Annotated in this window: 13 protein-coding genes; 7 read left to right on the top strand and 6 right to left on the bottom strand. The window is 73.9% G+C overall.

The features are described from left to right. Positions 1-161 precede the first annotated feature (161 nt). The gene (locus C6N75_RS02000) at positions 162-1,481 is read left to right on the top strand and encodes a sensor histidine kinase (protein WP_146132456.1); all 1,320 of its coding nucleotides are present in this window, start codon (positions 162-164) and stop codon (positions 1,479-1,481) included. A 67-nt stretch (positions 1,482-1,548) separates the two neighbouring features. Here C6N75_RS02000 and tatA read toward each other — a convergent pair whose 3' ends face one another. Both tatA and C6N75_RS01990 read right to left on the bottom strand, forming a co-directional pair. After that, complete coding sequence (gene tatA, locus C6N75_RS01995; protein ID WP_105867092.1) at positions 1,549-1,818, bottom strand: Sec-independent protein translocase subunit TatA; 270 nt, start codon at positions 1,816-1,818, stop codon at positions 1,549-1,551. A gap of 267 nt (positions 1,819-2,085) precedes the next feature. Continuing rightward, complete coding sequence (locus C6N75_RS01990) at positions 2,086-2,736, bottom strand: response regulator transcription factor (RefSeq protein ID WP_105867091.1); 651 nt, start codon at positions 2,734-2,736, stop codon at positions 2,086-2,088. 171 nt (positions 2,737-2,907) lie between these two features. Here C6N75_RS01990 and C6N75_RS01985 point away from each other — a divergent pair, with 171 nt between their 5' ends. After that, positions 2,908-4,035: an LCP family protein gene (locus tag C6N75_RS01985; RefSeq protein WP_105867090.1), complete on the top strand. Its 1,128-nt coding sequence runs from the start codon at positions 2,908-2,910 to the stop codon at positions 4,033-4,035. A gap of 11 nt (positions 4,036-4,046) precedes the next feature. On the opposite strand, the gene C6N75_RS01980 is transcribed toward C6N75_RS01985, so the two are convergent. The 3 genes from C6N75_RS01980 to C6N75_RS01970 form a co-directional block, all read right to left on the bottom strand. Next, positions 4,047-5,384: a HAMP domain-containing sensor histidine kinase gene (locus tag C6N75_RS01980; RefSeq protein WP_105867089.1), complete on the bottom strand. Its 1,338-nt coding sequence runs from the start codon at positions 5,382-5,384 to the stop codon at positions 4,047-4,049. Beyond that, positions 5,381-6,061 carry a response regulator transcription factor gene (locus C6N75_RS01975; RefSeq protein WP_105867088.1) on the bottom strand — a complete coding sequence of 227 codons (681 nt, stop codon included), beginning with the start codon at positions 6,059-6,061 and terminating at the stop codon, positions 5,381-5,383. Before C6N75_RS01975 ends, C6N75_RS01980 begins: the two co-directional genes overlap by 4 nt. Before the next feature lie 174 nt (positions 6,062-6,235). Beyond that, positions 6,236-6,604: an ATP-binding protein gene (locus C6N75_RS01970; RefSeq protein WP_181160287.1), complete on the bottom strand. Its 369-nt coding sequence runs from the start codon at positions 6,602-6,604 to the stop codon at positions 6,236-6,238. Between the two features lie 550 nt (positions 6,605-7,154). On the opposite strand from C6N75_RS01970, the gene C6N75_RS01965 reads away from it, so the two are divergent. Further along, complete coding sequence (locus C6N75_RS01965) at positions 7,155-7,622, top strand: hypothetical protein (RefSeq protein ID WP_105867086.1); 468 nt, start codon at positions 7,155-7,157, stop codon at positions 7,620-7,622. 300 nt (positions 7,623-7,922) lie between these two features. Here the strand turns inward: C6N75_RS01965 and C6N75_RS01960 are convergent, their stop codons facing one another. Continuing rightward, positions 7,923-9,848, bottom strand: coding sequence for an AfsR/SARP family transcriptional regulator (locus C6N75_RS01960; RefSeq protein WP_105867085.1), 1,926 nt, complete (start codon positions 9,846-9,848; stop codon positions 7,923-7,925). Between the two features lie 462 nt (positions 9,849-10,310). On the opposite strand from C6N75_RS01960, the gene C6N75_RS01955 reads away from it, so the two are divergent. The 4 genes from C6N75_RS01955 to C6N75_RS01940 all read left to right on the top strand — a co-directional run bounded on the left by C6N75_RS01955 (position 10,311) and on the right by C6N75_RS01940 (position 12,274). Next, positions 10,311-10,730 carry a sec-independent translocase gene (locus C6N75_RS01955; RefSeq protein ID WP_181160286.1) on the top strand — a complete coding sequence of 140 codons (420 nt, stop codon included), beginning with the start codon at positions 10,311-10,313 and terminating at the stop codon, positions 10,728-10,730. A 47-nt stretch (positions 10,731-10,777) separates the two neighbouring features. Then, positions 10,778-11,023, top strand: a complete 246-nt coding sequence (locus C6N75_RS01950) for a hypothetical protein (RefSeq protein ID WP_105867083.1) — start codon at positions 10,778-10,780, stop codon at positions 11,021-11,023. Between the two features lie 484 nt (positions 11,024-11,507). Continuing rightward, the gene (locus C6N75_RS01945; protein WP_219852837.1) at positions 11,508-11,846 is read left to right on the top strand and encodes a PadR family transcriptional regulator; all 339 of its coding nucleotides are present in this window, start codon (positions 11,508-11,510) and stop codon (positions 11,844-11,846) included. Further along, entirely contained in the window at positions 11,843-12,274 is a 432-nt protein-coding gene (locus tag C6N75_RS01940; RefSeq protein WP_105867082.1) for a hypothetical protein, read from the top strand. Before C6N75_RS01945 ends, C6N75_RS01940 begins: the two co-directional genes overlap by 4 nt. The last annotated feature ends 152 nt before the right edge of the window (positions 12,275-12,426 follow it).

Here is a 12,426-nt window from a genome sequence, read left to right as displayed (position 1 = left end):
AGCGTCCCCCCGCAGCCCCGCCGCTGCCACCGCGGGTTCCCGCCGCGGGCAGCCGACCGGGCGGGAGCCTGCGGTGGCAGCGGCGGGGCTGCGGGGGGGCGCTACTGGTGTGGGCCCGAGGTCACCGGTGACGACCTGACGACGGCGGGGGCGAGGACGACATGACGCTTCCCGAAGGCTCCCCAGCCGCCGCGACCGCCAGGGCAGGCAGCCCGTCCGCACGCCGCCGCGGCACCGAGCCGCCCGCCGGGCACCTGCGCAAGGCGTTGCGGAGCCAGGCCGTGCTGCGCATCGCCGTCATCATCGCCGTGGTCACCGACTTCCTGATCTACCCGCCGCCCACCCGGCTCGTCGTGTCGGTGACGCTCACCGCCGTCTACGCGCTGTGGACCCTCGTCATGCTCTGGGCCTCGTGGCGCGGCGTCCGCGCCTTCCCCCGCGGTATGTACCCGTTCGTCGACCTGGCGCTGCTCACGGCGCTCATGGCGCTCTCCGGAGAGTTCTCCGACCCCAGCTGGGCGTCACCGGTCTCGGCCGACGTGCTGCTGCTCATCCCGGTGCTCGCCTCGTTCCAGCGGCGCCCGGTCGTCACCGCCGTGTCAGGGGTGCTGGCGGCGGCCGCCTACGCGCTGGGGACCGGGATCGGCCACCGGCCGGAGCCCTACTGGGGCTTCGTCCTCGTGCACGCCCTGTTCATCCTGGTGGTCTGCGCGGGGTGCGTGCTGCTGTCCGCCGTGCAGCAGGAGCGCGTACGGCTGATCGGGGAGCTGGCCGAGCACCGCCTGCGACTGCTGGACCTCGTCATGGCGGCGGAGGAGCGCGAGCAGCGCAAGATCGCCGAGGTGCTGCACGACGGCGCGCTACAGAACGTCCTGGCCGCCCGACACTTCGTCGACGAGGCGTCCATCTCCGGCGCGGACGCCGCGCACTGCCTGCGCCGCGCCGACGAGGCGCTGACCGAGGCGAGCGTCCAGCTCCGCTCCTCGGTGCGCACCCTCCACCCGGAGGTCCTCGCGTCCGGCGGACTGGTCGCCGCGCTGCGCCTGCTGACCGAGCAGGCCGCCGAGCGGGGCCGGTTCCACGGCGAGGTCCGGGCCGACGTCGAGTCGGCCGGCTCGGCCGACCAGCCGCTGTACTGGCTGGCCCGCGAGATGCTGGAGAACGTGGTCAAGCACGCCCGGGCCGACAGCGTGCTGCTGGAGCTGATGCGGGACGGCGCGGACCGGGTCCGGCTGACCGTCACCGACAACGGGCGGGGCATTCGACCGGAGGCGGTAGGCGACCGGCTGAGGTCCGGGCACATCGGCATCGCCTCGCACCGCGCCCGGGTCGAGGGGTTGGGCGGCACCTTCGACGTGCGGCGCAACCCCGCCGGCGGGACGACGGTCGAGGCCGTCGTCCCGACGGCTGACGGCGGAAACGGAGTCCGGGGGGACGACGGCGGCCCCCGGCGAGCGAGCGCGGGCGGTGACGAGCGGTGAGGAGGGGCAGAGCGGGAACGACGGAGGTGACGGGAGCCGTCCCGTCACCTCCGTCGTCGGCGCGCGCTCAGCGGGCCTGACCCGGAGCGCGCGACTCCGGCGCGCGGGGTGCGCCGGCCGCGTCGGCGGGCGTGGCCGCCGCCCCTTCGCCGCCGCCTGGGCGCACGGTCGGCGCGGTCTCCTCGTCCTCGCGGAGCGCCTTGGCCTCGCTCTTGAGGATCCTCATCGACTTGCCCAGTGCGCGGGCGGCGTCGGGGAGCTTGCGGGAGCCGAACAGGATGACGGCCACCAGGATCACGATCAGCAGGTGCCAGGGCTCCAGACCGTTGCGCAGCATGGCGTCCATCCTTCTCGGGGTCGGTGTCGGTCGCGTGACGGGGTTGCCACACCGCACCCCGAGGCCATGCGGCGACGGTGTGGCAACCACCAGGTGCCCGGGTGGTGACGGGGGGAGTCGTCACGACCACGGGCAGAGGCCACGCTAGGGACAGCCACCCTCAACGGAGGCTGTCCGGGGGTTAACGGCAGGCTGGACCCGTCGCCCGTCGCCCGTCGCCCGTTGCCCGTCGCCCGTGATCCGTCGCCCATGGTCCGTGGCGCCGCGTCACTCCAGGAGGCCCCGGCGCATCGCCTCCGCCACGGCGGCGGCCCGGTCCGAGACCCCGAGCTTCTCGTAGAGCCGCTGGGCATGGGTCTTGACGGTGCTCGAGCCGAGGATGAGCTCGTCGGCGATCCTCGGAATGCTCAACCCGCGTGCCATCCCGTTCAGCACCTGCCGCTCACGCTCGCTGAGCGCGGGGGCGTCCGAGGACCTGCGCATCCGGATCTCGCCGGCGAGCCCGCCCGCCACGTCCGGGGGGACGACCGTGCCGCCCTGGGCGATCGCCCGCACCGCGTCCACCACGTCGGCCCGCCGGCTGTCCTTGGTCAGGAAGCCCGCCGCCCCCTCCTCCAGCGCCCGGTAGACCGCGGCGCTGTCGGTGAAGGCGGACAACAGCAGCACCCGGGTGCCCAGGCCGTCCCGCACCAGGGCGTGCAGCACACCGATGCCGTCCAGTCCGGGCATCCGCAGGTCGAGGACCGCGACCTCGGGGCGCTCGCTGCGGATCCTCTCCAGCGCCTCCCGCCCGTCCTCCGCCTCGCCCACCACGTCGACGAACCCGCTGAGCTGGAGTGCGCGGCTGATTCCCTCACGGAACAGCGGGTGGTCGTCGGCGACGACGACCCTTACACGATCGGGGGGCGGTGCGGACATCAGTACCCACCTCTGTGGTCGGGCCCCCGCCATGCCTCCCATGGTAGGTAACCCGCCCGTTCCGCACCCAGCGTGACGGCAATCCTCGGTAAACACCCCGTTCAGACTCCGCCGGATACCTTCGCGGGATCTGTCCGACGGGCTCTACACGAACGGCTGACGCGGGGAACCATGACCGAACCAGAACAGCGCACAGGCGGCGGGGGCGCGGCCGGAGGGACCCGGCGCCACCGCAAGCCCAGGGGAACCCGCCGCAAGCAGCGTGGCCAGGGCGGGAAGGGTGTGCGCCGGTGGGTGGTCGTCGCCTGCGCCTCAGTGCTCTGCCTGGCGGCGGCGGCGGCCGTGGTGGCCGCCCTCGGCATCGGCAGGCTGAACGGCAACCTGCACACCGTGGACATCGAGTCGCGACTGGGCGACGGGCGTCCGCGGAGCGACACCCAGGGGGCGCTGAACATCCTCGTCCTCGGCTCGGACTCGCGGGCCGGGGGGAACGGGGCATGGGGGCGCGACGAGGGCGGGAGCAGGTCGGACACCGCGATGGTCCTGCACCTGGACGCCGGGCGCAAGGCCGCCAGAATCGTCAGCATCCCCCGGGACACCCTGGTGCGGCGGCCTGACGCCGGGGCCTGCGCCGCCGCCCCGGCGGGCCGGCGGATGATGTTCAACTCGGCGTTGTCCACCGGTGGACCGCCGTGCGCCGTGGCGGCCGCAGAGCAGCTCTCGGGGCTGCGGATGGACCACTTCGTCGAGGTGGACTTCCAGGGGTTCGTGTCCCTGGTGGACGCGCTCGGTGGGGTCGAGGTCACCGCCAAGCGGGCGATCCACGACCGGTACAGCAAGCTCGACCTGCCGGCCGGGCGGCACCGCCTGGGCGGCAGGCAGGCGCTGGCCCTGGTCCGCACCCGGCACGCGGTGGGCGACGGCAGCGACCTGGGGCGCATCGGCCTCCAGCAGGCGTTCCTCAAGGCCCTGATCCGCAGCGTGCACGCCAGCGGCAAGCTGGACAACCCGGTCGGCGCCTACCAGATCGCCGACATCGTCACCAAGAGCCTGACCACCGACACCGCACTGGGGACGGTGCGGGCCCTGAAGGACTTGGCGGACCAGGTCAAGGGCATCGACGCGGCGCATCTCACGGCGGTGACCCTGCCGGTCCGCCCCGACGAGGCCGACCCCGACCGGGTCGTGCCCGCCGAGGACGAGGCGGGCGCGCTGTGGACGGCCCTGCGCACCGACCGACCCCTGCCGCCGTCCCTGGCCGGGCGACGGCAGGGGCCCGGAGCCGGGATCGTCGAGTGAGCGGCCGGGGGTCAGGGGTGACCCGGTCCGCCGGGCCCGGGCCCGGCCGGGCGGACCGGGAGCGCCAGGGGGAGCGTCACCTCCACGCGGGCGCCGCCCAGGTCGGACACCCCGATGCGCAGGTCCCCGCCGGCCCCTTCCACCGTGCGGCGCACGATGTCCAGGCCCAGGCCGCTGGAGTCAGCCCCGCTGCGCCCGCGCTCGACGGCGCGGGCGTCGTGGATGCCGGGACCGGCGTCCTCCACGGCCAGCACCGCGGCCCTGCCGTCCGGCGCCGCGCGGGTGCTCACGGCCAGCGCGGTGCCTGGAGGGGTGTGCTTGAGCACGTTGTCCACCAGGATGTCGATCACCGCCATGAGCTCCTTCTCGGTCAGGTCGACCGGCAGCGTCGAGCCGGCCGACCTGAGGTCACACCGGCGTCCCTCGCCGTGCACGGCCAGCCTCCACTGGCGGGCGCAGCGGGCCACGGCGACCCGCAGGTCGGTGGGGCCGCTGCCGCAGGACAGGGCCGGCGACGGCGTACGCGCCTGGTCGATCACCTCGTCGAGCTGCCGCTGCAACCGCTCGACGGAGGCGAGCAGGCGAGTCGAGTCCTCGGCGTCGGGCAGCGCCTCGGCCTGGAGCATGAGCACCGTCACCGGCGAGCGGAGCCGGTGCGAGAGGTCGGCCAGGGTCTCCCGCTCGTTGTTGATCAGTTCCTCGATGCGGCGCACGAGTTCGTTGAAGGTCTGGCCCATCCGGGCGATCTCCGGCGGTCCCGCCGGCACCACCCGGGTGCCCAGGTCGCCGTCGCTGACCCGGCCCGCGGCCCGCACCAGCGCGTCCACCGGCCGGACCATGGAGCGCCCGAGGCGTTCGGCCACCAGCACGGCCACCAAGGGCAGCAGCAGCATGGCGGCCACCGCCAGACCGATGACCACCGCCAGCGACCGCCACTGGTCGCTCGTCTCGATCGCCACGGCGACCCAGGCGCGCACGCCGTCCCGGGTGGTGGTCGCCCGGGTGGCGACCCGGCGGGAGCCGCAGTCGGTCACGCGGGTCGGGCCCGGCCTCGCCTGCTCGCCGGCGCGGCGCACGCAGGCGTCGGGCCGGCCGTACGGCACCCCCCGGCCGATCCGGATCGCGATCTGGGCCTGCGGGACGCGTTCGTCCTCCACCGAGCGGAGCACGGCCGCGTCGTCCGACCGGCGGGCCGCGACCGCGCTGGCGGCGATCTGCGCGTTGACGTCGGCCAGTTCGTCGACGTGCGCGACGTAGCTGCCGCGCAGGAAGGCGACGAACGGCACGCAGAACAGCAGCAGGCAGACGAAGGTGGAGACGCTGGCGAGCAACGCGATGCGGCGTCTCACGGCTGCGGTGCCATCACCTTGACCCCGACGCCCCGCACGGTGTGCAGGTAACGGGGGTGCGCCGCGCTCTCCCCGAGGTGCCGCCGCAGCCAGGACAGGTGCACCGCGAGGGTCTTGTCGGTGCAGGCGAAGTCGCTGTCCCAGACTTCGGCGCGCAGCTCGTTCTTGCCGATGACGCGGCCGGAGTTGGCGACCAGGTAGGCCAGGAGCTGGAACTCCTTGGGGCGCAGGTGCAGGGTCCGGCCGTCCAGGTGGACGGTGTGCCCCCGCAGGTCCACCACCAGGTCGCCGACCTGGAGTTCGTCCTGCGTGGCGAACTGGTGCGAACGGCGAGCGATGGCGCCGATCCGGGCGTGCAGTATCCCTGCGGTGTAGGGCTTCACCACGTAGTCGTCCGCGCCCAGCTCCAGCCCTCGGATCATCTGTGCCTCCGCGCCGCGGCCGGTGGCGACGAGGATGGGGACCGACGAGGCGGAGCGGATCATCTTCAGCACGTCGAGTCCGTCGAGGTCGGGCAGTCCGAGGTCGAGGACGACGAAGTCGGGGTCGCGGGTCATGGACAGCCCGATTCCGTTCGATCCGGAATTGCTGACGAGGACCTCGTGGCGCAGGGTGCGCAACCCTTGGGCGAGGATTTCACTGATCTCCTCGTCATCTTCAATGAGGACGATGCGCATCGGCTCTTTCCCCCGGATCTCGGCAGCTTGACTGGTGTTCGTCCAGCAGTCGCGCAGCCATCGTGGCAGACAGGATTTAACGTGAGACTAAAGCGCCGAGGTGGTCGGCGGTGTCCCCCGAGTGGGGGATGGTCCGGTGGACGGGTGTGTCCCGCTTGCGGCGGACCGCTCCCCTCAGGACAGTCGCATCACCGCGTACACGGTCTTCCCGCGGCCCCTCTCGACTCCGCTCACGCCCCATTCGTCGGCCAGGGCCTCGACCAGTGACAGGCCGAAACCGCCGGCCTCGCCGCGCTCGTCCTCGTAACGAGGGCAGGGGCGCTGCTCCGAGGTGTCGTGGACGGTGACGGTCAGGACGCCGTCCTCCACGAGCATGCCCACGTGGTCCGGGCCGCCGGCGTGCCGGCAGGCGTTGGTGACCAGTTCGGAGGTGACCAGCAGGGCGGCGTCGAAACGTTCCTGCAAAGAGGGGTCGGAGTCTCGTCCCGCCGGGCACACGGCGTGCAGCAGATCCGCCAGCATGTGCCGGGTCCTGCCCACCACGCCGGGATCACAGCACGGCGCGGACCCTCCTCCGCCGACCGGTGCCATGGCCGCCCCAGACGGTGCCGCCGCGCGTCCGCCGTCCGGACCGTCGTCCGGAGTGAAGCGCCCCTCGTACCGGGATACAGGCATGTCCTCATCTCCTTTCCAGGTCCGCGGGTCCGCCGGATGAGCGGATCCGCGAGTCGGGAATACGCGTGATGTCCATTACAGCCCGGTTGTGTGCGTACGCTCATCCGCCGATCGGGGGGACGGGGGGACGACATCGGCTCCAGTCGCCGGCGGACGCATTAATGCCCATGAGGAGAGCAATAGGCGTGTGATTAGCCGTCGGCCGCGTAGAAAGGGAAGTCGCGGTGACGCGAGGTGCGCCGCCCCGTTCGGCATTTCTCCCGACAGCAGTCGTGCAAATCGCCGGGGCGCGGGCGGAGAACTGCCAGACTCTATGCATGGACGAAGCGTGAAAAGCGACGAACACCCCCTCATACATGATTACCTGGCTGCCGCCGAGCGCGAGTTGGCCGAATTGCCGACCCGCCGCAGGCAGGAGGTGACGGCCCGGCTCGAGGCCCGTCTGCGGGCCGCCGTGCGGGCGGCGGACGCGCACGGCGATCTGGAGGTCGCCCGTGTGCTGGACGGATTCGGCACACCGGAGACGGCGGTGCTTCCGGAGCTGGCCCAGGAGCTGCGCGACCGCAACGACAGCCGCACCGGTTGGACGCTCATCCTGCTGGGGCTGGCCGGACTGCTGTTCGTGGTCGCGTGGCCGCTCGGTCTCGTCGCCGCCGCCGTGGGCGTCCACCAGCTCTGGACCTCCGACCGCTGGCGGCGGCACGAGCGCGTCCTCGGCACCCTCGCCCCGGTGACCGGTCCGCTGGTCTCCCTCGTGGTGGCGCGGGTCTCCGCAGTCGCCCCCGCGGGCGGGTACTGGATCCTGATCGCACCGGTGCTCGCCCTGTGCGTGCCCGTGGCGATCAGCGGATACCTCTACGTGTCGCTCCGGCGCCGGACGACGTGAGGGGACTGCCCGTCGCCCGACCCGCCGGCACGCCGGAGCCTGACGGTCGCCTTCTGCCGCCCTTGCCGGGAGGGGCCGGACGGCGTCGCACGGTCGGACCGCGTCTTCCCTGCGATCGGCCTCCCCGCGCCGCCTGACGGGCCGGTGCGCCGGCTCGGCGCCGACATGCCCGGAGCGCCGGACCCCGGGGCCTGGGGAAGCCGAGGCGCCGAGGCGTCCGCCGTCGTCCTGGCGGGGCCGCACGGCGGAAGGCGGCGCGTCCCGCCCCGTCGGGCCGCCGCCGTTTCGCGTGCGGCCGCCTCACGCCGCTCCGTCGACCGCCAATTCCCGTGTGCAGTCGCGCACCAGGGAGGGGAAGGAGAAGCGGGCCGACCCGTCCTCGCGGACCAGGTTGTGCTCCACGAGCACGTCGAAGAGGCTCTCCACGTCACCGGCCGGCAGCCCGGACAGCGCGGCGGCGTCCTCCACGTCGTACGAGGAGGCCGGTTGCCGGCTGATCAGGCGGCTGAAGCGGCGCTGGGCGGGATCCAGATGCCGGTACGACGCCCGGAGCACCGCCATCAGGTCCCGGTCGGCGGTCCGCAGGCAGCGCGCCCGCTGGGGGGCGCACTCCAGCCGGTCCGCCAGGTCGGCGGCCGTCCAGGTACGCCGGTCCCGCAGCCGTGTCGCGGCCATCCGGACCGCCAGCGGCAGCCGGTCGCACAGCTCCACCACCCGGGCCACCTGCGCCTCCTGTCCGGCGGTGCGCTCGGCCCCGGCCACCCGGGTGAACAACCGGGCCGCGTCGGCCGGCGGCAGGGCGTCCAGCCACAGCGGATGCGCGCCGTCCAGCGACGACAGCCTGCGGCGGCTGGTGACCAGCACCAGCGCCGACCCGGCGCCGGGCAGCAGAGGTGCCACCTGGGCGATGTCCTCGGCGTCGTCCAGTACCACCAGGCAGCGTCGTCCGGCCAACCGCGACCGCCACAGGGCGCTGCGCTCGGCGGGCGTGTCCGGGACGTCCCGGGCGGCCACCCCGCTCGCCTGGAGCAACAGGGCCAGCGCCTGGCCCGCCGGCAGCGGCGGCCGCCGCGCGCTGCACCCGTGCAGGTTGACGAAGAACTGCCCGTCCGGGTAGCGGTCGGTGACCTGGTGCGCCAAGCGCACCGCGAGCGAGGTCTTGCCCACCCCGCCCATGCCGTCGACGGCGATCATCAGCGGTGTGTCGCTTCGCGGCGCCGCCACGGCCTCGCGCAGCGTACGCAGCTCCTCGGACCGGCCGGTGAAATCGGCCAGGTCGTGCGGCAGGCAGTTGCGCGGACCGGCCGCCGGCCCGGGCGCGGGCGCGCCGGAACCGCCGGCGGTCGGCCCGGCGGGGTCCGGCCGCCGGTCGCCGGAGACCACCGGGCCGTCGGCTTCCGGCGTCCGCGCGCCGGAATCCGCCGGGCGGTCGGTGTCCGCGGTGGGCTCGCGGCCGGGCGCGGAGTCATCGCGCGCCCCCGTGCCGCGGGCCGTCGGGGTGTCGGCCAGGATCTCGGCACGCAGGTCCTGGAGCCTGCGGCTCGGCATGAGCCCCATCTCCTCGGCGAGCAGTCGTCTGCCCTCGTCGTGGACGGCGAGAGCGTCGGCCTGCCGGCCACCGCGGAAGAGGGCGAGCATCAGGCAGGCCCGCAACTCGTCCCGCAGCGGGTGGCTCGCCACCAGCGCGCGCAGCTCCCCCGCCAGCGAGCTGGTCTCCCCGGCCCGCAGACGCAGGGACATCAGCTCTTCGATGGCGGTCATCCGCTGTTCGCCGAGGCGGACGGCGGCGGAGGCGACCTCGGGGCAGGTGATGCCGGCGAACGCCTCGCCCCGCCAGAGGTCCAGACCCGCCTGGAGCAGCCCGATCGCCTCGCCGGTCCTGCCCTCCCTGGCGGCTGTCCTGGCCGCCTGCACCTGCCGGGTGAAGCGCCCCGCGTCGACGGAGTCGGCGGGCACGGCCAGCCGGTAGCCCGCGTCCGAGGTGTCCAGGCTGACCCCTTCGGCCGCAGCCAGAGTGCGTCGCAGGTCGCGGACGGCGTTGTGCACCTGCGGCCGCGCCGACGGCGGCGGGTCGTCCCAGAGCTCGTCGACCAGGCGGTCCACCGTGACCACCGCGTCGCGGTGCAGGAGCAGTAGCGCCAGCAGCCGCTGCTGGCGCATGCCCCGGACGCGCACCGGCCCATCCGACCGGCGCACTTCCAGCGATCCCAGGACCAGGAATTCCATCGGTTCGTGTCCCCACTCTGCGGAAAACGGGCAGCACTCGTTCCGGAAGGTAGGCGGCCCGCTGTTAAGCGGTCAGGAAGCTCCGCATTAACGGAACGCTGTCATGCGATCGGCCCCCGGACCGGGGGAGGAGAGGTCGACCGCTCGACCGGCCGACCGAGGGCGGCGGCCTTCCCGCGTCCGGCGCCCGTCGCCGTCTTCTGACGGGCAGTCGATCTTTCGGACTCCCTTAGCCCGCCCTTAACCGAGCCCTTCCTACCGTCGGGGCACCGGATGCGCGCTCATCGGTACCACGAGAACCGAAGACGACGAGAAGGAGACGGACATGTACGAGGCGATCTTCACCGGTGTGTCGGCCGCGGCGGACCTCATCTCCACCCTCATCGGGGCCTTCACCGTCTGACCGGCGTCCCTCGACGTCGTGCGGGGCCCGGAGCGGCCCCGGAAAGGAGCAGTACCCGCATGCTGCCCGACGTGGGGCTGCTGAAGCTCGTCACCCTGGCCGTCATCGCCGTCCTGGTCTTCGGGCCGGACAAGCTGCCGGAGTTGGTCCGCCAGGTGACCTCCTTCCTACAGAACGTGCGCCGCTTCACGGACGGCGCGCAGCAGGAGGTCCGCTCGCAACTGGGACCGGGGTACGAGGACTTCACCTTCTCCGACCTGCACCCCAGGGAGCTGGCCCGTAAACACCTGCTGGACGGGCAGACGCCCGCCGAGGCCGTGCGGGAGTCTTTCGACCCGCGGGCCGAGTGGGCCGAGACGGTCGACGCGGTGCGGGGCGCGGTGAGGGCCGGTCCGCCGGTGCGCACCGGCCCCGCGGCCCCGGCGGCAGCGGTCGAGGGCGGGGCGGTAACGCCTGTCTTCGACCCCGACACGACCTGAGCCCTGCTCATGATGAGCGAGCACCGAACTGAGGAGAACCACTTCCGATGCGTACGAGTATCGCCACCGCGGGGCTTACCGCGGTGATCGCGGCAGGGGCGCTGCTCGCCTCTCCCGGTACCGCCTCGGCGGCTGAGTACGACCGCCAGGACCCCTTCTGCGCGCAGTTGCAGAAGAACGTCGACGACTACCGCGCGGGCCGGGTCTTCTACTTCATGGACCCCACGCCCGCCTGGCGGAAGCAGGCCAAGGAGCACAACTGCGTCGTCCGCGGGCTGAACGCCACACCGTGAGGGGCGCCGGCGTGACCCGCCGGCCCCGCAGGTGACACTGCGCTGCCCCCACCGCCGAACCCGGCGGTGGGGGCAGCGCCTCATGCGCGCCGTGCTCCGCCCGGGGTGCCGGCCCCGGCACGGACGGGGTCCGTGCCGGGGCCAGTGGGGCCGCGTGATCACGGCCAGCGGGCACCGCGGGTCCGGCGTGCTCGGCCATGGCCGGGGTGTGCGGGTGCGGCGCCGGGGCGACTGCTTGCCGGCGCACCCGGCGATCGGAACACCCGCGCCCGGTCGGGGGCGTGTCCTTCCAGCCACGGCCAAGAGGGTCCAGGCGCGGGTCGAGCGCCGCGCCGGCCGTCTGCGTCAGCCGCGCTGACCGGCCACCCGGCGGCGGTCGCTCAGCGTTCGTCCAGTACGCCGTACGCGCAGTGGCGCCTATCGTCGGCGGACCCCGCGATTCGAGAGGGTCCCACCCCCGCACCGCAGCGAGGAGCCGCCGCCCATGCGCCACGAACACCTCCCCATGCACCCGTCGGACGAACGGACCGTCCGCGACGCCCCGGCCTTCTACTGCCTGCTCCAGCTCTTGGCGTCGCACCCGCTTCCCGGAGCGGACATCGCCTCCCGGCTGCGCCGCGCCGGCGTCCTCACCGAGCACACCGGACCGGTCTACGCGGTCCTGCTCAGACTGCGCGCTCTGGGGCTGGTGCGCCCGGCCGGGCTGCCCGACGGCACCCGGGGCTACGCGTTGACCGACGACGGCCGGCACACCCTGGAGGCGTTCACCCGGGTGTGGGGGGCGTCCCGGCTGATCTCCGCCGACCTGGTGTTCCTCGGATGACCGCGGCGATCGCCCGCACGCATCCCCTGGTGCGCCGCTATCTCACCGAACTGATGCGCCACGCCGGCCCGGCCCCCCGGCGGGAGTGCGCCGAACTGACGGACGCCCTGGCCGACCACGTCGACACGGTGGTCCGCCGTGCGCCGCACGCCCCTGACCGCGCCGTGCTGGCGGCCCTCGCGGAGCTGGGCGAGCCGAGGACGGTCGCCCAGGCGATGGGGTGGACGGACCGGGGCCGGGAGCGCGGTGGCCGCGCCGTCATCGTCGCGGCGCTCATCGGCTGCGCCGCCGGCGGGCCGTTCTGGCACGCCCATCCGGCGGCGGTGGCGCTGGTCGACCTCGTACTCACCGTGGTGGCGGCGGCCGTTCTGGCCAGCCCCCTCCGGCCACGACGGCCCGGTCGGCCGCCGGTGAACAGCCGACCCTGAACAGGGCCACCCTGCCGAAGAACCGGCACACGCCCCCACCCCACGCCGCCTCCCGGCCGGACACCCGAGCGATTCGGTGACCCCCCCCCGCCGCGCACACCCCCGTCACCCCTTTCCCCGCACCTGTGCGCCGCCCCCGCCCCCCGCGGCCC

Origin of the sequence: Streptomyces solincola (assembly GCF_002982015.1) — a bacterium.
Lineage (GTDB): Bacteria > Actinomycetota > Actinomycetes > Streptomycetales > Streptomycetaceae > Streptomyces > Streptomyces solincola.
This window is presented reverse-complemented; position numbering and strand designations above follow the sequence as displayed.

Bases quoted from the DNA above. Each gene is read 5' to 3' on its own strand.
- C6N75_RS01955 (WP_181160286.1), top strand. From the start codon at position 10,311: ATGCTGCCCGACGTGGGGCTGCTGAAGCTCGTCACCCTGGCCGTCATC.
- C6N75_RS01950 (WP_105867083.1), top strand. From the start codon at position 10,778: ATGCGTACGAGTATCGCCACCGCGGGGCTTACCGCGGTGATCGCGGCA.
- C6N75_RS02000 (WP_146132456.1), top strand. From the start codon at position 162: ATGACGCTTCCCGAAGGCTCCCCAGCCGCCGCGACCGCCAGGGCAGGC.
- C6N75_RS01945 (WP_219852837.1), top strand. From the start codon at position 11,508: ATGCGCCACGAACACCTCCCCATGCACCCGTCGGACGAACGGACCGTC.
- C6N75_RS01975 (WP_105867088.1), bottom strand. From the start codon at position 6,061: ATGCGCATCGTCCTCATTGAAGATGACGAGGAGATCAGTGAAATCCTC.
- C6N75_RS01960 (WP_105867085.1), bottom strand. From the start codon at position 9,848: ATGGAATTCCTGGTCCTGGGATCGCTGGAAGTGCGCCGGTCGGATGGG.
- C6N75_RS01990 (WP_105867091.1), bottom strand. From the start codon at position 2,736: ATGTCCGCACCGCCCCCCGATCGTGTAAGGGTCGTCGTCGCCGACGAC.
- C6N75_RS01940 (WP_105867082.1), top strand. From the start codon at position 11,843: ATGACCGCGGCGATCGCCCGCACGCATCCCCTGGTGCGCCGCTATCTC.
- tatA (WP_105867092.1), bottom strand. From the start codon at position 1,818: ATGCTGCGCAACGGTCTGGAGCCCTGGCACCTGCTGATCGTGATCCTG.
- C6N75_RS01985 (WP_105867090.1), top strand. From the start codon at position 2,908: ATGACCGAACCAGAACAGCGCACAGGCGGCGGGGGCGCGGCCGGAGGG.